This window comes from Exiguobacterium sp. s125, assembly GCF_018618605.1.
GTDB lineage: Bacteria > Bacillota > Bacilli > Exiguobacteriales > Exiguobacteriaceae > Exiguobacterium_A > Exiguobacterium_A oxidotolerans.
The window spans coordinates 1012562-1030230 of sequence record NZ_JACSMI010000001.1 but is presented as its reverse complement, the minus strand read 5'-3'; the positions used below and the strand labels follow the sequence as shown (position 1 = coordinate 1030230).

Sequence of the window (17669 nt, the reverse complement as noted above, 5' to 3'; positions counted from 1 at the left end):
AGCAAATCAGTTTATTTCAACGTTTCCTTTGTCTTACAATGGACAAATAGCGATTAATAAAGGAGATGGAACGAAGATGTATACGATTTACGGCAGTTCTAGAAAAGGGAACAGTGAATGGCTCGGTGTCCGCGCATTCGAAGGCATTCCTCATGTGTCGGTCGATTTAGCCAACACGATGATTCAACCTGTGGAAGACCGGCGGCATCATGGTGGGTTCTTACCGATTGGCGATGATTACCGGCGGATCGTGGAAGAAATGCTCGAGCATGACGACATCGTGTTCATTACGCCGATCTACTGGTATTCGATGTCCACGAAGATGAAGCTCTTCATCGACCGCTTCAGTGAATCGTTGCGTGATGAAGACTTACGTTTCCGTGAGCGGATGCAAGGCAAGCGATTCCACCTGATTGCTGTCGGCGGCGATGATCCGAAAGAAAAAGGACGCGCCCTTGTGACACAGTTCGAGCATATCGCGACCTTTTTAGGAGCCCATCTTGAAACGGCGATCCTCGCGGAAGGGAATGCACCGGGGGACGTCGAACGCGATACGGTCGCCCTTGCAGAGATTGATGCGTTCCGAGAAAAAATGTCAAAAGCGTACGTTTAAGGAAAGTTATGTAAGGGAATCTTTTGATTAGTTCCATTCTGTAGTCAGACTAATCGGAGGTGGTGCTAGATGTTACAGTCGAAAAAACGCAATGAACGCAAGTGGAAACGACTTAAGACACGCAATCATATCGTTTTACTAGAACAGCTATTTCAAACGGATGAAGAAATACGGGTCGTGCGACCACGACTTGATTCTCACTCCACTCCCTTAAATCCGATCGAGCCTTCTCGTTAAGTCGTATAGGACAAAAAAAGACGCATTTGCAATCGCAAATGCGTCTTTTGACTGTTTAGTCGTTTTTGAGCTTCACATTTTGGTCGGCAGGCAAGGTTGTCGTCGTTTCCTCTTCTTCAAGCTTCGGTACACCCGCTCCATAATCTTTCGATTCATCTGCGACGTAAGATGCGGCATAGGCCGGGTTGATTAAGTCTGACTTTGATCCGACAATGACGATATGGCCATGGCGGACTTCATCTTCCAAACTTTCTGCAACATCTTTCGTCATGCCAAGTTCAGATAGTTGGGCGATACGATCTTTTCGATTACTACGGACGGTCGCCATCAATGTTTCAAAAAAAGATTTTTTCGTAACGCGGTAAGCAAGCGTCTGTGTATCGTTCGCAATCCGTTCTGCCAGTTCCTCGTCTTTTGCAAAAATATAAATTTGTTTATTTGAATACCCGCCTGACTTTAAACTCGTTATTTCTGCATCGACGCCAGTCATGTCACGGACAATACGTGTTTCAATCATGTTCGTTCATCTCCTTCATACTAAGCCTCAGTTGGCTGTCTCAATATAAAGTTATTCCCGAAACATAATGAATAAAACATGGATTTCAAAAACTGCTTATGAAACTTTCTTTAGTGACGTGCCGCGTCGTTGTTTACGAAGTACGGTCAGGATGATGATGAGACCTACCAGCACTTGCGGCACCACGGTTTCAATCGTCGGATAAAATCCGATCCAGGCGACGGGCGGCAGCGCAAGTGGATGGACAGGCAATACACCTGTCAGTTGGAGCGCATGTAGACTTACACCGAGTATCTTAAAGGCCATCATATAGATTAAGATGGTCGCGCCTAAGAATAGACGGCGAATCGGCAAACGGACACCGAAATAGATGACTGCAATTGACACGAGTCCGATCAAGAGAACAGCTGCCAAAATGCCTCCACCTAAGGCGAGTGGCGTCATCGCCGGTGCCATCCCGACGTAAAAGAGTAATGTCTCCGCACCTTCCCGGAAAATCGTCAAGAAACTGACGATGAAGAGTGAAGTCCGCGATAGGTCGGACACGAGTTGCGTCTGACGGGAAGTAATGGCCGTTTTCGAATGTAACCAATTTCCGACCAGTAACATCACGAGAACGGCGAACAAGCCGGTCCATCCTTCAATTTGCTCTCGTCCGACACTTGCGAGCGCGGTCGAGAAGAAAAATTGAATGATTAGCGCAAGCAGACCACTCGCTAAAAGCCCGAGGACGGCTCCGAACCAGATGTGCCGTTCCCCCCGTAAATTCGCTTTACGTGTTAAGGCGACGAGCGCACTGATAATCAGCAACGCTTCAAGTCCTTCCCGGACCATGACGAGCATCGCGTCGACGAACGTATAGCTCGTCTGGTCGGTCAGTTGTCCGAGCGATGCGCTTAATTCCTGTAACGAAGTGATTGTCGCGTTCCGCGTCTCCCCGTTTAAGCGGGCGAGCAATAAAGGGACGTCCGTCTCGACTTGCGTATATAAAGCACTGTCTCGTGTCCGGACCGCCCCTTCTCCGCTCGGCCACTGGGCAATGAACGTCGTCAAAGTCGACCGCGCCCCGTCAAGGTCTTTTGCAACGAGCGCATCCGACGCCTGATCGAGTAAACGGATCAAATCGGTCAATTCGACTGATGCCGTCTTGACGATGTCCCCTTCGACGAATGAGTCGATGCTTGTATCAAACTGGTTGAGGGCCTCGTTCCATTCCGTCTGGTCGAATGTCTGGCGTGCTTGTGCGATGCGAATCGCAGATAACGCCATCTCGACTTTTCCGTAGTGACCGATGCTTTCTTCCCGGACGACGCTCTCACGGGCCGTCCATTCCTTTAACAAAGTCTGTTCGAGTGTCTTTCGCTCACCCGCATCCGCTTGCCGCATTTGCTTGGTCACTTCATGTAAATCAAGCAGACGGGTCCGGGCCGTCGCATCCTGCGCGGGACGCATTGTTTCTTCGAGCGTCCGGACGGCCGTCGACAGTGCCGTCAAGTCCGCACTGATCGTCGCGAACGACGCATCCTGATGTTGTTTCAGCGTCGATAAACGCTTTAAGATGACGGCTTTTTCATCTGAGTCAGCCAGTTCCTTTGATTGTTTAGCTAACGTCGCGATTCGTTTTGAAAGTGCATCGCGATTTTCCGCCTTCACGGCTGAGATGGCTTGACCAATCGACACGTAAAGGGCATCGGTTTTCGCCTCTGCACCCGCATGGGGGATGAGCGTGCTACATATAAGGAACACGAGTAAGGCAGCTTTAAGCAAAGAGCGCATCACCGATGTAACCTCCTTTTTGAATGCCGCCGAAACACGCGAACAGCGCGCTTCCACGATGAGTAATGTATTCATTCATCCGGTCAGAAGTTGCGAGCCGTTCTTGGATCGTGATGAACTGCTCCGGCGATCGCTGATACGAGAGGAACAACAGACCGGCGTCTAATGCGCCTGTCGTCTCATCAACGCCATCCTGGTAGGAGTAGGAGCGTCGGAGCAGTTGCACCTTTCCTTCACCATGCGCGACCGCTGTATGCGAGTCTGCCGGTAGTTCTGCTTCCCCCCGTGCGATCCGTTTCGTCGGTGTAACGGACGCGAACTCATCTTTTGAACCGAGTGGTGCCCCGGACGCCCGTTCACGCCCGAATGTCCGCTCCTGCTCCTTCAAAATCGTCCGGTCCCAGACTTCAAGGTGCATCTGAATCCGGCGAACGACGAGAAACGTCCCGTTCGTCAGCCAAGGTGAACCATCACGCCATTGATAAAACAGCGTATTCTCCCGCGTCGCCGCTTTCGTCACGTCAGGATTGCCTGTCCCATCTTTGAATCCGAACAAGTTCCGCGGTGTCCCGCCTGTCGCATCTGCCACTTTCGACCGCTGGAAACCGGCTTGCGTCCAGCGAATCTTGACGACCCCCCGTCCGATTCGGGTCAAGTTGCGTAACGCGTGGAAGACGACTTGCTGGTCGTCCGCACAAATTTGGACAATCAAGTCACCGCCGGACCATTTCTCATCGAGCTGGTCCAAATCAAATGTCGGTAAATCTCGTAAGAGTGCCGGGCGTTTATGGCCGATGCCGAAACGATCCCCTTCAAATAAACTAATTCCGCAACCGAACGTGAACGTCAAGTGACTTGCAGATAACCCCTCTGCTTCACCGGTGTCGTCCGGTGGGATGTAGGCGCTATCTGTTTCGCCGAGCGATAGTCCTGCTGATAAGCGCGCGCAAGCCCGCGTCCAGCGCTTCAATAAATCAATCAGCTCGTCGCGGCGATTCGTCTTGACGTCAAAAGCGACGAGTTGGACATGATTTTGGGCCGGTGTCATGATGCCCGCTTGATAGGTGCCGTAAAACGGGACTTGATCGGACGCCTTAGCCGTCAAGGCGCGCGGTAAGAAGCGTTCGACACCACTTGCATAAAAAGCTGCACCGAGACCGGTCAGGCCGGCGACTTTTAAGACATCACGTCGTGTCATGCCAGCCTCTAATGTTGGTCGTGTCATGATTATCCCTCCAGTACGATGCCCATCTTCGACAGCGGTTCTGCCAGTTCGTTAATGGCTTGACTCAACTGTTTAACGTCGGTTTTTGATAAGTCCGTATAGAGGACGTACCCCTTTTCCGTTTTCTTCGCTTCTAATAAGGCATTGACGTCCTCAAAGCGCGCTGCGATCTCTTTTGACAATGCGTCGTCTTGTTTCATCAGGCTCGGGTTCAATAACTGATAAATTTTTTCCGCCCCTTGGACGTTCGCTGCAAAATCATAAAGATCGGTATGTGAATAGCGGTCTTCTTCGCCTGTCACTTTCGAAGTCGAGACTTCATTCAATAAATCCGTCGCCCCCGTCACGAGAAGCTCAGGTGTCACGTCGACTGTTTCGACTTTTGCACGCAAGAGGTGGACGTCCTGCATCAATTGCTCCGCGTATTGCTCATACCCTTTTGTTGTTCCCTTTTCGAACAAGCCTTGTTCGATCCGGTGATAACCGCCCCACTCGGATTCCTTGACGTCACCTGCACGGGCATCGATTTTCGGATCGAGGTCACCGAAAACTTCCGCGATCGGTTCCGCCCGTTCATAGTGCATCCGCGCCGGTGCATAGAGCGCTTTCGCCTTTTCAAGGTCCCCTTCCTTGACGGCCGTCGTAAAGGCTTCTGTTTTATTCGTGAAGGCATCGAGTTCATTGATCGCATAATCGCGGTAATCGGCGACGACCTGATCGAATTGGCCGTCCGCTGTTTTCGGTGTCGCTTTTGTCGTTGTTTCTTGTTCCCCGCAAGCAGCTAACAAGGTCGCGAGCGACAAGGCACTCGCCGTAAGGATTTTTTTATGTGACATGATTCATTTCCCCCAAATCGTTAAGTAAGTTCAGTTGTTAGTATAGACGATAATGATAATCGTTATCAATATAAATTTAGAGCTAACATGAAAAACCCGTCCTGACGAGCGTCATCAGGACGGGTTTTTGCTCATTTAGTTGTTTTTTCGCTTTTTAAAATACGTCCGTGAAATGATGAACGCCACGATCGCAAACCCGATAAAGACAAACGCTTTTTGGACGAGCGTCAAGAACGATAAATCAAACACTAACAGCTTAATCGCACTGACGCTAAGTAGCAGCAGACCGGATAATCGCCAGACGGACAAATTACGGATCCGACCAATCGTGACGAGAAGCAAGGCAAGTAAAATGTAGGCAACCGATAATGTCGTACTGCGATTCGTTTCGTCGAGTCCGTCATAAAACGGCAGTTCCATGACGAGTAACGTATACGTCGTCAGGACGCCGACGGCTGCGACAACTAGACTGATCTGGAACGTCCCGTCCTCGACCATCGCGCGGTGTTGTTGCACGAGTAAATAAATTAAACCACTCGTCGCAAGTACTAAGGCGACGACCGAAAGACGAAACGAGTCGTTCATTGCCGCGTACATACCCGACTGCGTAATCTGGTCGAAGATGAAGTAGACATACAAAGCGAGAGCGATCATCCGTTGGTACGGCATGTGCTGGCGTTTGACGAACCAAAGGCCGATCAGGATGCAGGCGAACAACAGGGTTTCGAACTGCTCGCTCAGTCGAAGTATGTCATAGGGAATTTGCGTGATCGCATAGAACACCGTCGCATGACCGACTGCATTGTGCCAGGCATCTTTTGAGTAGTTAGCGATGCTATAGGCAAGCCCTGCCAGCGCGAGGGCAATCAGTGTCCCCCACTGCCAATCGATGACGGCTAGACTCGCAATCACAATAAGACCGGCCCCGTAACTCGGATAGTTCCATTTCATCCGGAGACGTTGCCCGGTGAAGGCGGTCCCGATGTAGCTGACGAGCGACGCAGCAAGCAGTGAGATTTCGTCAGACGTGGACGGTGGTGAAAAGCCGACCATGCTCATCGCTGTAACAAGAGCGATCGTCAGGAATCCCCAGCTGACGACGAAACCGAGAATCGTTTTTAAGCGAACCGCGGCATAGAACAAGGCGGCGAACAATATCACTTCATACAGTAAAAACAACGAAACGTTCGCTTCGTCCGCCAGTTGCAGAAACGGGAGTAAAAATCCGGTGATTGAGACGAGAATCAGGAGGACACGTGACGCCATCCATAACATTAATCCGAACGTAATGAATAAAATGACGAGTTCGAGCGAGAAGGCAAGACCCGGCGAATAGAATTGATACAACGCCATGCCAGCGAACAAGGCGGCTAAAGAAACGATGGTCCCCGTCGCGACGAGCCCGACGCCGAGTTCTCGTCGCTTTTTCTCATACTGATACTCACCTACACCGATTAAGAGTAATCCGGTGAGCACTCCGCTGCCGACTCGGACCGCTGGATTGACCCAGCCGGAGATCGAGGCGTAAGAAAATAAGAAAATTGCCCCAATCGCGGCAAAAATTGCGGCGATGCGCGGTAACCAGACGGTCGCAATCATGTGTTCCCACTCATCGCGCGTCCGGATTTGTTTGATTTTTGGTGAAAACGTGTCGTCTTTTTTGACGAAGGCGGGTCTTTTTTTCGGTGTCGCGACCGTACTTTGCTCCGGAGTCGACGTTGGATGCGGAACAGGATGCAGCTGTTCGAGTTGCGCGACACGTAACTTCAACGCCTCGAGTTCCTGTTCCAGTTGGGTGATTCGTTGTTCTTCCATCATTCCACCCTTTCTTTATTTTAGATGGTACTAGTGTACCTGTTTCTTCTGCCTTTTTCTTATTTTTTCAAAAATAAGGAAACGTCAGGTGACGATTCAACGAAAAAAAACGACTTCCGCCCTTTTGGAAAAGGTGAAAGTCGTTTGTTCAGGTGACCGGTTAACGAACGGATAACGCATATTGTCCCGTCGTGTTATAAACAGATGTGAACTGTGCGCGACTGACGGCGTATTTCCCACGGTACGGATCAGACACGTAGAACGAACTGTTTGAAACACCCGTCACGAGCATGACGTGATAGTTCCGGTACCCGGTGAACGTTTTGCCGTCCGGCTTGATCCAAGAGAAGTAGCCATATGGATTTTTGAAATCAACGGTCGCCCAGACGATGACGGGATTCCCGCTCCGGATTTCACGTTCAATCTTACTGACACCTTGTTTGGAGATATCGACGGCGCCACTCCGGTATTTTTTAGCGAGCGGGAGAATGCCTTTTGGATAGACGCCCCAGTTTTTGTAGTAAGAGAGCGTCCCGGCCGGATCACCCGTAAACATTTTTTCTGGATCGGCCCAGTAGTATTTCCCATTTTTGTAGGTCGCATTGCTGATGCTTTTCGGTAGTTGTTTATAGAGCGACGCAGCCGAAACAGACTTTTTCTTGTAGGCGAGCGCCATCTTCAACGAGACGAACTCGCAACCTGACGGGTAGCCTAACGTGTATTGATTGTAGTACGGGACATTTAATTTTTTAGTCGTACTGCTCGTTGGCTTCGTTTTCGTTAAGTACTGTGTCGAGACATAGCGGTAGCTCCCGCTATACAAAATACGTGTAAAGCTCCCTGACGTGCCATACGTTGCGACTTTGACCCCTTTACCGAGCTGGGTGACGGATTTGTATTTTGTGCTCGGGCCCGTTCTGACGTTTAACGTCCCGACCGTCGTATACTTCGTGCCGGTCGATGTGTATTTCGAGGACGTCGTCGATGTCTTCACATAATCTTTGTGTATGTACCCCGTCCGTGATTTATAGGTGATTTTGTACCAACTTCCCGATGTTCCTTTTAACGTATAGACGTTTCCTTTGACGACATTCCCGAGAATCTTGCTTGAGGTCGTCGGCTTTTCACGGACACGTAAGACTGCGGTCGTGATGGTCAGCTTCGTGGCGGCATGTGCGACGAGCGACGGACTGAATACGCCAAACAGAACACCAGCGACGATGACACTTGAGAAAAACTTCTTCATGATAGACCCCCTTAACAGAATGACAATACGATGATATACACCATTTTTCCCAAGTTATTGAAATAATAATCATGATTTCAAAATAAAATTCTGAAAAAATAGAAATATCTTCATTCTTTGTAACAAAAAAAATCCTCCTGTTGTATATGCACAACAAGAAGATTTAGACTGTAGACAAAGTTCTATCGGGAGATCAAGCGTCTTTGTTCGTTGCGTTCCTCGGGCGAGGCGCAAGCCGTTGCTCCTTGGATCCTAGCGGCCAACGCGCAGGGTCTTGCCTGCCTCTGAACGTGCGTTAAAAACGCACTTTTTCCCGTAGGAGTCAACGAAACATGACGCTTTTTAGCTGATACCGTGACCAAAAAGCCGGGCATGGAGACGTTTTAAAGCGCAATCCGTCTTGAATCGCTTTTAAAGCACGAAAAGTAATCGGTCGCGACCCTGTAGCTTTTTAAATGAAATTCAATTTTTAATATTGACGATAAACGGTGACGGTTGAGTGAACGCCTGTTCGAGCACATGGGCGACGAACGTCGTTTCTTCTTCCGTCACTGGAAGAGGCGCATCTTCAACGATACTCCGGTAAAATGCCCGATATAATTTACCGTAGTCACCGATCGGACTCGGAATCCGGACATTTTGAAGATGATTGTGGTTGTCATGATAGAGTAACCGACCGAAATCATCTTCCGAATCTTCCCCGAATCCTTCTTCCCCTGGGAAGTAGTCTGCTTTTAAGTCAAGCTCTTGCCGATCGACATGCTGTTTGATGAACGTCCCGTTCGTCCCATGAATCATCCAGCGCGGAGCGGGTGCCAGTGCGACATGACTCGTTCGGACACTCGCCTTGAAATCGTCATAATAAAAATCAAGCGCAAACGTATCGTCCGGAATCGCAGTACCCCGGACGGTTCGGATGTCATAAGCGACTTGGTTCGGTCTTCCGAACAAGGCAATGATTTGATCAATCGTATGGACGCCGAGACTATAGAGCGCACCGTTCTCATTCGCCGTATTCGCCGGCTTCGCATCCGGGCGATACAAGTCGAAATGCGAGACGACTTCGACGATGCGACCGAGCTTTCCGGACGCAATGACTTGGGCGACGGCTTGAAAGTCGCTATCGAAACGCCGATTTTGATAGGCGAGTAGCTTGACGCCTTGCTTACGTGCTTCCTCAAACAGTTGCACCGCTTCTTGTTCTGTGACGGTAAAAGGTTTTTCGACGAGGACGTGCTTCTGCTGTTGCAACGCCTTCAAGGCATAGGCAAAATGCGTCGCAGGCGGTGTGTTGATGACGACGACTTGAAGCTTCTCGTCCGACAACATCTTGTCGAGGTCCGTCGTGAACTGGACTGCGGGAAGCTTGTCCATATATTTTTCCTCTAACTCCGGTTTTGCCGTCCGATTATAAATCCACGTCACCTCGAAATGGGGATCAATCATGACATAAGGCAGATGATAACGGGTCGTGCTCTTACCGAAGCCGATGAAGCCAATCTGAAGTCGCATCCTATCACTCCTCGCAATTACTTTTCTTTTACCTTAACAAAGCGGCTACGACTTGTCTTGAACAAATGACCGATTATGCCGTCGCTTCGATTCGTTCGTACTCATATGTCGAAAATCCGTCATATGTTCCTTGGTACGTAAAACCGACCGACGTATAATAGTCGTTTAAAAATGCATTTGACGCCACGCAGTCGAGGCGAAGTGTTTCCCCTTCGTAATCCGTCAACTCGATTACATAATCAAGAAGTTGTTTTCCGACGCGGCGTCCTTTCGCCAAATCACTGACGACAATCCGGTGGATATAAAGACCTTCTGTATCTGCCCATAACGAGCGATCCCATTCCATCGAAGGAAGCAGGGCAACGGAACCGAGCAACTGGTCGTTTTCTTCAAAAACAAACAGTCTTCCGGCATCAAGATCCTCTTGGACGAGTGTTTCGATGTCTTGTTCAAGGTAAGCAGACCACTGTGTGCTGCCCGTCGCTTGGAGTGCGAGCGCCTTGTGCTCGAGTAGTGTTGCGATGTTTCGAACGTCTTGTGATGTAGCTAGTCGTATCATGTTGTACCTCCTGTAAGCAAAAATTCTTCTTTATCCTAACGAAAACTGCACCAGAAGAAAACCGTTTTGCTCGCATCGCTAAAAAAAAATCATAAAAACGCATCATTTTGTGATTTTTTTCATATTCTACAATTTTATTTTTAAATATCGTATTCTAAAAGTGTGATCAGACCCCCAGTCTTCACAACGTGGATCTACCGGCTTCCCACGAGCCGGTAGGCCTTTTTTTGTCTTCAGTCGAGTCCGACCCATTTTTTCGATAGACGGCGCGCATCTTCACGGTAGCGCGTATCCTCGACGACCGGGTTACTGAGACGTGGTGCGGAATCGGCGTAATAGCCGCCATTGTCGAGCCGGTCATTCGTCGTCGCGAGGTACAGTGCGGTTTTCGCCCCGTACTCCGGCGTATACAGTTTCCCGGTCCAGTAACCGATTTGAGCGATCGGCTTTAAAAGCACCTTCATCGCTTTGCCGTACTTGCCACGATAGAACAAGTCGGTATTGACGATGCCGGGATGGACGCTGACGAATGTCACATCGTCCCCATACTTGTCCGCGAGTTCACGCATGTGGACCATCTGTAGCAATTTCGATTCGCGGTACGACCGCATCGGGTTGTATTGTTCTTTTTTAACATGGGCAATCGATTCCAGTTCGATATCTGTTCGGACGAGTCCACCTTCCCCGGCGAGCGATGAAATCGAGATGACCCGTGGATCGTTTCCGTGTTGAAGGAGCGGCAGCAAGCGTTCAATCAAATAGAAGTGACTCAGGTAGTTGACTTGGAACTGGGATTCGAAGCCGTCTTTCGTCAAATGATACGGCGGGACCATGACCCCGGCATTTAAAATCAGGCGATCGATGCGACCAATCTGCTCAAACAAGTGGTCTGCAAACCGGCGGACGGATTCCAGTTGGTCAAGTTGAACGATTTCGATTTCAAGATTCGTATGCGACACCCCATGTTCACGTAACATTTGGACGAGCAGTGTTGCTTTCTTCTCTGAGCGGACGGTCGCAATGACGCGGTCCCCCCGTTCAAGCAACGCTTGGATTGTCACCATTCCCATCCCCGAGTTTGCGCCTGTCACGATACATATGTTCATTTCCATTTTCCTCCTCTAATTACGCTTTCTTCGTTTACATGCATATATATTGAGTGTTTTCCTTTTTCCGTCGATTTATACACATCATTTCAAAAAAAGACTTCTCCGCCTGCAAAAGAGGTGAATAGCGTATACTAAACGTAACAGAAGAGAACCCTGCCCCGATTCGAGGAGGTATGCATGTGCATGAAGGAACCGTCTTACTACTTGCCGGTATTTTGTTACTACTCGCAATCATCACGACCAAGTTCTCCTTTCGTCTCAACGTCCCGACCTTGATTTTATTCGTGTTCGTCGGCATTCTTGCAGGAACGGATGTCGCAGGATGGATTGCTTTTTCTGACTTTGAACAAGCGCGTCTATTCGGAACAATCGCCCTCGTCATCATTTTGTTCGATGGCGGTCTCAACACGAAATGGGGCGATTTCAGGCAAGTCCTCCCTGCTGCCCTTTCGCTTGCGACGGTCGGCGTCGTCATCACGACTGGCTTGATTGCACTCGTCGCCCACTTCATTCTTGATTTCAGCTGGCCGATGGCGTTACTCGTCGGCGCCCTCGTCGGCTCGACCGATGCAGCGGCTGTCTTTTCCTTACTGAGCGGACGTCCTGTCGATGAGAAGGTCAAACATACACTGGAAGCGGAGTCCGGAACAAATGATCCGATGGCTGTCTTTTTGACGATTCTCTTTACAGAACTTGCGCTCGATCCGGAAAGTTTCTCGATTATCAGTGGCGTCCTGTCTTTATTCTACGAAATGGGAATCGGTTTACTCGTCGGTCTCTGTATCGGCTGGTTCTTGACACAATTGATGAACCGGATTCAGCTTCAAGCATCGGCCCTGTATCCGACACTCTTGATCAGCGGCGCCTTACTGTCTTACGGGATCGCGACGAGTATCCATGCGAGTGGCTTCCTCGCCGTCTACGTGACAGGCATTTGGATCAGTAACCACGACATGATTTACCGCGACATCTTGATTCGTTTCAGCGGCAGCTTGTCGCATCTGGCAGAAGTCGGGATGTTCATCATGCTCGGACTGCTCGTCTTCCCGCGCCAACTGCTCGATCCGCAGATGCTGCTCATTTCAGGCATCATCGTCGTGACGCTGATTCTCGTCGCACGACCACTCGCTGTTTTCATCTCACTTCTTCCCTTTCACTACAATTACCGGGAGCAAAGTGTCATCACGGCTGCCGGACTACGCGGCGCCGTACCAATCATCCTTGCGACCTATCCGCTTTCGAGCGGACTTGCGAACTCCTATCTCTTGTTCAACATCGTCTTCTTCACTGTCATGACATCGGCTTTACTGCAGGGAACGGCCTTACCGTGGATTGTCCGTGTCATGAAGCTCGAAGTGAAACCAACGATCGGGATTGAGCCGTTGATTCAATTCATGACGGTCGCAAATCCGAATGCTGAAATCGTCGAGGTCAGTGTCCCGTCGTTCTGTCGGATTGACGGGAAAACATTGCAAGAGATTGAGATGCCGCAGGATCTGCTCGTCGTCGCCGTCATTCGTGACGATGCCATCATTACCCCCCGCGGTCAGACACGATTGATTGGTGGCGATCAACTCCTGATTCTGACGCCGAAACAATCGGAAGAACGGATTCGAAAGCTGATTGCCTCGCTTGGTCTTTAAAGTTAAACAGGACCGATGATTCCGTGAAAAAAGCGGGATCATCGGTCCTGTGATGGATGTTGGACGGGATGTCCGGTACTTTGTTCAGACGTAAGAGTCCTATCCCAGATGGATGTTGTTGCGACGTTTAAGTCAGCCAGCCTTTCAGCGTCTCCATCCGGTCCGTGTGGCGTTTTAAGTCGAGGATCGTCTGTTTCACCTGTTCTGTACCGATTCGTCGCTCCGTTTTATCCGCACTGAATGTCCGGCTGATATTATAAGCGAGCCAATCAAGTTTGCTCGAATAGCTACAGGCGATTACAGCCGACCATTTCGCATCCCCTAGGTTATTTTTCGTTGTGTAACCACTAAAAAATGCTTGAAACTTCTGCTTGTTCAGATGCCCCGTCTCATCCTCTGACCAGTAAAGCGCCGTCTCAAGGACATCAAGGACAGGATGAATCGGACCCGCCGATTCCCAGTCAATGACGACCAGGTCGTTTTTCGTCCATAAGACATTTTTAGGATCCAAGTCGCGGTGACTCATGACGCAAGCGTTGGATAGGAACGCTTCTGCTCGCACTGCTCGCTCGTTCCACACTTTTAACGCCTCGGTGATTTCGCTTAGGGCAACACTCCACTCGGCGTCGATTGCTTGGCCTCTTTTGAGATGAGTTGTCCAGTCGTGGCTAATCGTTCCAACCACTGCGGGGACCATGCCAGCATCAAGTTGGTGTAAGCCTGCGAGATAGGTCCCGATGGTATTACAATGGGATGGCTGGATCTCCTTCAAGGAAAGCAGGTTGCCGTCGACCCAGTCAAAAATAAGAAAGTACTCGTCAGCTATCTGTTGCACCGCTTCCCCCCGTATCCGTTTTGCCGGAAGAGCGGAAAGGTGCCGACCTGCAAGCAATGCAAAATCTTCCGCGTTTTTGAAGTTCGCAAACGCGTCAGGTCGTCTCATAATCTGCGGATTCAAGCATTTTACAGCATAATGTCCTTTTGTCGTCCTCAGTCCATACATGTCATGGATGAAACCGCCGGAAAGGGGGCGTGGGTCTTCTGTCCGTTCGCCTAAATCAAACAATACACAAATCTGATCAAATCGGTATGATTCCATATGTTTCTCCTGTTATCTCCGTTATTTTTTACGAACTTTTTCGCCTTGAGAGGCGCCAGAATCGATTGAACCGTTAACTTATGCGAAAAAACCCCCGACGTTTTTTCGCAGGGCGAAGACATCGGGGGTTCGATCCTCATTCAATAGAATTTACTTGTTTTCTACCAGCGTTTGTTCCTGCTGACGAATGTACCGGACATCGAAGTGGTCCGTCAACTGTCTGATGCGTGAAGTCGTATCAGACAGATTCGCGAGTGTAGCTGACGTTCATCGTTGTTCCTCTTCTCGTCTAATCTCGATCGTTCCCGGTGGGCGGTGCGGTAATGTAATGGATAGTCCTGCGAACTGGAAGTGGTCACGTCCGTTTTGTGCACGTTCAATCCAATTGACTGCCTCTTGGCGCGCTAAGCCATGCCGGATCCGGTTCTCCGCCTGTGTCCGTGAAATCCCGGTACAGACGACCTCTGTCAAGTAGGTCCGTTCATCGGACTCAAACTGTTGCCAAATCCCGAGGATGAGTTGTCCGACAGCACTGACGGGTGTCCCGTCCGGTTCACCGGCGCTGACGGCCTCGTCAAGCGCATGAATCGCTTCGGTACACGTGTCGCCGAGTGCTAAAATCCGTTGGGATGCTTTTTGCATGATCCGGAACCGTTTTTGTCCGTCTTCCAGCCATAACCGCTGTGCAAAAGGGTCGACGGGAATGCCATGAAAGAATGTGACCGTCCCGCGCCAAGCGAAGCCGAACGACGGATCGTACTCACGAATCGTCTCCATCGCTTGTGTGTGGAATCGTTTGATTTCTGACCGTTCCTCATGCAATTGGTCGCGCAATCCTGCCGTATCATCAATCGCAACCGCAAGCGGCGTCATCGTGAACAGTTCATTATCGGCAATCCGGTGCGGCATCAGAACTGCTCCATCGAACCGGTAATCGTTCGCCGGGCGTCCCGTCCGCCCGACGAATATGTGCCATTTGTCTTCCGCTGCGGCGAATGCGTACGCTTGGTGTGCGAACGGTGGTGCCACGAACAGTCCGGGAAATTCCTCGAACGTTTCAATCCGGATCGTTTCTCCGTCATACCACTCCCGTTCGATTGCCGCGAGCAACTGCCCCGTCGGAGATTGACGGTCTGTCAAATAACGACCGGTATTGCTATAGAAGCCGAGTAAAAACTCACGCTCTTCTTCTTCGAATGTCACCATCGTCAGTTGGAACAACGATTCGATTTGTGCTTCGGCGAACGCATCCTCGACCGTATCCGGATGGTGCGATTCAATCGCAATCATTTTCCAGCCCATCCGTTCATATAAGTTGATCGTCACGGGGAAGAACAAAAAGGCTCCGTGAGTCGCCTCGAGCTTAATGATGTCTTGCATGGCAAGGCGTTCAATCCGTAAGTTAAAGCCCATTCGTTCGAAGTGATCCTGTAAGCGTCTTTTCCAGTGCGTAAATTCCATGATCCGTCCACTCCTCTCTCGATTCGTTTAGGCGCGTTTTCGTAGCGGGTTCTTCGACCAGTAGAGGTATAACGCAATCAGACCACCGACTCCGATGATATAAGAGGGTGTCCCGCTGACTTGGAAGATGACATCGGGATTCGGGACGAATGTAATCAAGACCGCTTTATACGTTGCAAATAAAACGAAACTGATGATGAACTGTCCCCAGATACGTCCTTTGACGTCACGTATTTTCGGTGACGTGATTAAGATCGACATCGCGTCAATCAAGAACAAGGCGATGATCGAGAACAACAAATAGTCGGCGAGTGCGAACTGAAAGACGCCATCGATTCCCTCGATGAAAATATACATCAAGATGCTTGAGACATAGTTCCGTGTCCAGCGTTTTTGTGTCTCAGCACGACGCTGTTCCGGAATCGCTGCGATCATCGTGTCGAGTCGCGCTTCCGGTGTTTGCCCATGGACTTCTTCGAACGGTCGTTGTTGCCGCTGCGCTTCATACAAATCAGCCTGCAGTTGACGTTCGATGTCCGTTCGCTCCGGTTCTTCCGCGTTAACGTTCAAACGGGGTAACAATGATTCAAAAATGCGTGTGTTAGCTTTCGTTAATTTCAAGCGACATCCCTCTTTTCCATGTTTAAGTATAACGGTTTATCGGGAAAAATACTTAGGTGAAGATGACGATTACTTGACGAATCCCACTTAAATGTTCAGAATAATCAAAAAGTGTAACTTTTCTTTTTTCAATTTCGTAGGATAACAAAAGAAGGAGTGAGCAACGATGCGCCAAACACTAACGAATGCCGCACTCATCACGCTATTGACCAGTGCCGGGATCGCGTTTCCTTTGACGAACGAAGCAGATGAACTGGATCCACCTGTCGAAACGGAACAAATCGAACCGCTTGATGAGCAAACCCCCTAAGCGGTGTTGACTCAAACGGGAGCACGTCTCTCGATTAACAAAAAACAAGGAAGACGGTTCTCCGGTGTTCGCCCCGGAAATCCATCTCCCTTTTTTTAATGCGGTCTTGCGAGATACACGGCAAAGATGACCAGGAGGATCCCCGGGACGAGAAACAATATGTAGGAACGCTTCCGTTTCCTGCGCGAAATGCTGAAAATTGTCAAGTAGATTCCTAGTATGAATGACAGCAACATGATGTAAAAACCCATTTGTATTCATCCCTTTCGAACGTAATTGTTCATGCCTAAGCATTACTCGGTTGTGTCACGTCACCTGTAACATCGATCGACCACGTCAAGATCGTCGTACTGTCCCGGACAGCATAGTGCTTGATCGTCGTCAACAAGGTCAAAACGGCATCCTGCGCCTCCGTATCGCGAAACGCGCGACCGATGTCCGTCGCATCGCTGAACGGTTCACCGGGACATTCGACGAGTCCGTCCGTCGTCAAAAAGATCCGGTTGTGTCCCTGACGCAGTTCACGGATGCCGCGGGTATAACACGGGACAGGTAACGCAAACGTATTGACTTGTCCGATCCATTCAAAGAATTGCCGTTGATTGAGACTGTGTTGACCTAACCCGGCAAGCTCCGGATGGAACAGATGCGCGATGCAATCTCCAACCGACAACCAAAAAACATAGTTTCCTTTCCGGACGACGACTAAACAAGCCGTCTCCCCCCGACACGTCTCGCATCGTGCGCGAAATGTGTCTTCCGTCAATAGTTCGAGGATGATGTGTTCGAACGTCGGAAGGACTGACTCGGCTGCTTGTTCGAGTTGCTGATGCAACCGCTCTTGATACATCAAAAATTGCTCCGCCACGAGTTCGGCACTTTCTGCCGAATTATGGGCATCGAGTAAGACGGTCAACTCCCAGTCCGTCCCCGTCATGACGAGACAACCATCTTCGTTTTTTGTTTGACCCGCCGTCGAGCAGCCACCGAACCGTCCGAGAACGACCGGACCCACCTGCCGTATGTCGATTTGATCGACATACGCTTCTTCACTTCCGACCCAGCTAAACATGCCTGACTCCCCCTATTC

17 protein-coding genes are annotated in these 17669 nt (G+C 49.9%); 4 read left to right on the top strand and 13 right to left on the bottom strand.

Annotation, left to right across the window (positions count from 1 at the left end; translation table 11 throughout):
* The first annotated feature begins 76 nt into the window (after positions 1-76).
* A complete protein-coding gene (locus KNQ05_RS05040; RefSeq protein WP_214771071.1) occupies positions 77-613 on the top strand; it encodes a flavodoxin family protein in 537 nt (178 codons plus the stop codon).
* Between the two features lie 69 nt (positions 614-682).
* Positions 683-850 (top strand): hypothetical protein, encoded by a 168-nt coding sequence (locus KNQ05_RS05035; RefSeq protein WP_214766142.1) that lies wholly within the window; start codon positions 683-685, stop codon positions 848-850.
* 55 nt (positions 851-905) lie between these two features.
* Here the strand turns inward: KNQ05_RS05035 and KNQ05_RS05030 are convergent, their stop codons facing one another.
* The 9 genes from KNQ05_RS05030 to KNQ05_RS04990 form a co-directional block, all read right to left on the bottom strand.
* Positions 906-1367, bottom strand: coding sequence for a YflT domain-containing protein (locus KNQ05_RS05030; protein ID WP_088837180.1), 462 nt, complete (start codon positions 1365-1367; stop codon positions 906-908).
* Between the two features lie 96 nt (positions 1368-1463).
* The gene (locus tag KNQ05_RS05025; protein ID WP_214805058.1) at positions 1464-3143 is read right to left on the bottom strand and encodes an FTR1 family iron permease; all 1680 of its coding nucleotides are present in this window, start codon (positions 3141-3143) and stop codon (positions 1464-1466) included.
* Positions 3127-4368, bottom strand: a complete 1242-nt coding sequence (gene efeB, locus KNQ05_RS05020) for an iron uptake transporter deferrochelatase/peroxidase subunit (protein ID WP_214804531.1) — start codon at positions 4366-4368, stop codon at positions 3127-3129. Before efeB ends, KNQ05_RS05025 begins: the two co-directional genes overlap by 17 nt.
* A gap of 2 nt (positions 4369-4370) precedes the next feature.
* Positions 4371-5204: an iron uptake system protein EfeO gene (efeO, locus tag KNQ05_RS05015; RefSeq protein WP_214804529.1), complete on the bottom strand. Its 834-nt coding sequence runs from the start codon at positions 5202-5204 to the stop codon at positions 4371-4373.
* A gap of 135 nt (positions 5205-5339) precedes the next feature.
* Positions 5340-7019 (bottom strand): DUF2339 domain-containing protein, encoded by a 1680-nt coding sequence (locus KNQ05_RS05010; RefSeq protein ID WP_214804528.1) that lies wholly within the window; start codon positions 7017-7019, stop codon positions 5340-5342.
* A 160-nt stretch (positions 7020-7179) separates the two neighbouring features.
* The gene (locus KNQ05_RS05005; protein WP_214804526.1) at positions 7180-8265 is read right to left on the bottom strand and encodes an SH3 domain-containing protein; all 1086 of its coding nucleotides are present in this window, start codon (positions 8263-8265) and stop codon (positions 7180-7182) included.
* A 462-nt stretch (positions 8266-8727) separates the two neighbouring features.
* Positions 8728-9777: an oxidoreductase gene (locus tag KNQ05_RS05000; protein WP_088837186.1), complete on the bottom strand. Its 1050-nt coding sequence runs from the start codon at positions 9775-9777 to the stop codon at positions 8728-8730.
* 73 nt (positions 9778-9850) lie between these two features.
* A complete protein-coding gene (locus KNQ05_RS04995; protein ID WP_029330260.1) occupies positions 9851-10336 on the bottom strand; it encodes a GNAT family N-acetyltransferase in 486 nt (161 codons plus the stop codon).
* Positions 10337-10569: 233 nt separating this feature from the next.
* Positions 10570-11442 carry an SDR family NAD(P)-dependent oxidoreductase gene (locus tag KNQ05_RS04990; RefSeq protein WP_088837187.1) on the bottom strand — a complete coding sequence of 291 codons (873 nt, stop codon included), beginning with the start codon at positions 11440-11442 and terminating at the stop codon, positions 10570-10572.
* Positions 11443-11624: 182 nt separating this feature from the next.
* Between KNQ05_RS04990 and KNQ05_RS04985 the strand changes: the two genes are divergently transcribed.
* Positions 11625-13088, top strand: a complete 1464-nt coding sequence (locus KNQ05_RS04985; RefSeq protein WP_088837188.1) for a potassium/proton antiporter — start codon at positions 11625-11627, stop codon at positions 13086-13088.
* A 127-nt stretch (positions 13089-13215) separates the two neighbouring features.
* Here KNQ05_RS04985 and KNQ05_RS04980 read toward each other — a convergent pair whose 3' ends face one another.
* The 3 genes from KNQ05_RS04980 to KNQ05_RS04970 all read right to left on the bottom strand — a co-directional run bounded on the left by KNQ05_RS04980 (position 13216) and on the right by KNQ05_RS04970 (position 16269).
* Positions 13216-14187, bottom strand: a complete 972-nt coding sequence (locus KNQ05_RS04980; RefSeq protein WP_088837189.1) for a phosphotransferase — start codon at positions 14185-14187, stop codon at positions 13216-13218.
* Between the two features lie 267 nt (positions 14188-14454).
* Positions 14455-15648 carry a hypothetical protein gene (locus KNQ05_RS04975; RefSeq protein ID WP_214804524.1) on the bottom strand — a complete coding sequence of 398 codons (1194 nt, stop codon included), beginning with the start codon at positions 15646-15648 and terminating at the stop codon, positions 14455-14457.
* Positions 15649-15675: 27 nt separating this feature from the next.
* Complete coding sequence (locus KNQ05_RS04970) at positions 15676-16269, bottom strand: hypothetical protein (RefSeq protein ID WP_214804522.1); 594 nt, start codon at positions 16267-16269, stop codon at positions 15676-15678.
* 166 nt (positions 16270-16435) lie between these two features.
* Between KNQ05_RS04970 and KNQ05_RS04965 the strand changes: the two genes are divergently transcribed.
* Positions 16436-16579: a hypothetical protein gene (locus KNQ05_RS04965; protein WP_214766150.1), complete on the top strand. Its 144-nt coding sequence runs from the start codon at positions 16436-16438 to the stop codon at positions 16577-16579.
* Between the two features lie 286 nt (positions 16580-16865).
* Here KNQ05_RS04965 and KNQ05_RS04960 read toward each other — a convergent pair whose 3' ends face one another.
* Complete coding sequence (locus KNQ05_RS04960) at positions 16866-17651, bottom strand: PP2C family serine/threonine-protein phosphatase (RefSeq protein ID WP_214804519.1); 786 nt, start codon at positions 17649-17651, stop codon at positions 16866-16868.
* Positions 17652-17669 lie beyond the last annotated feature (18 nt).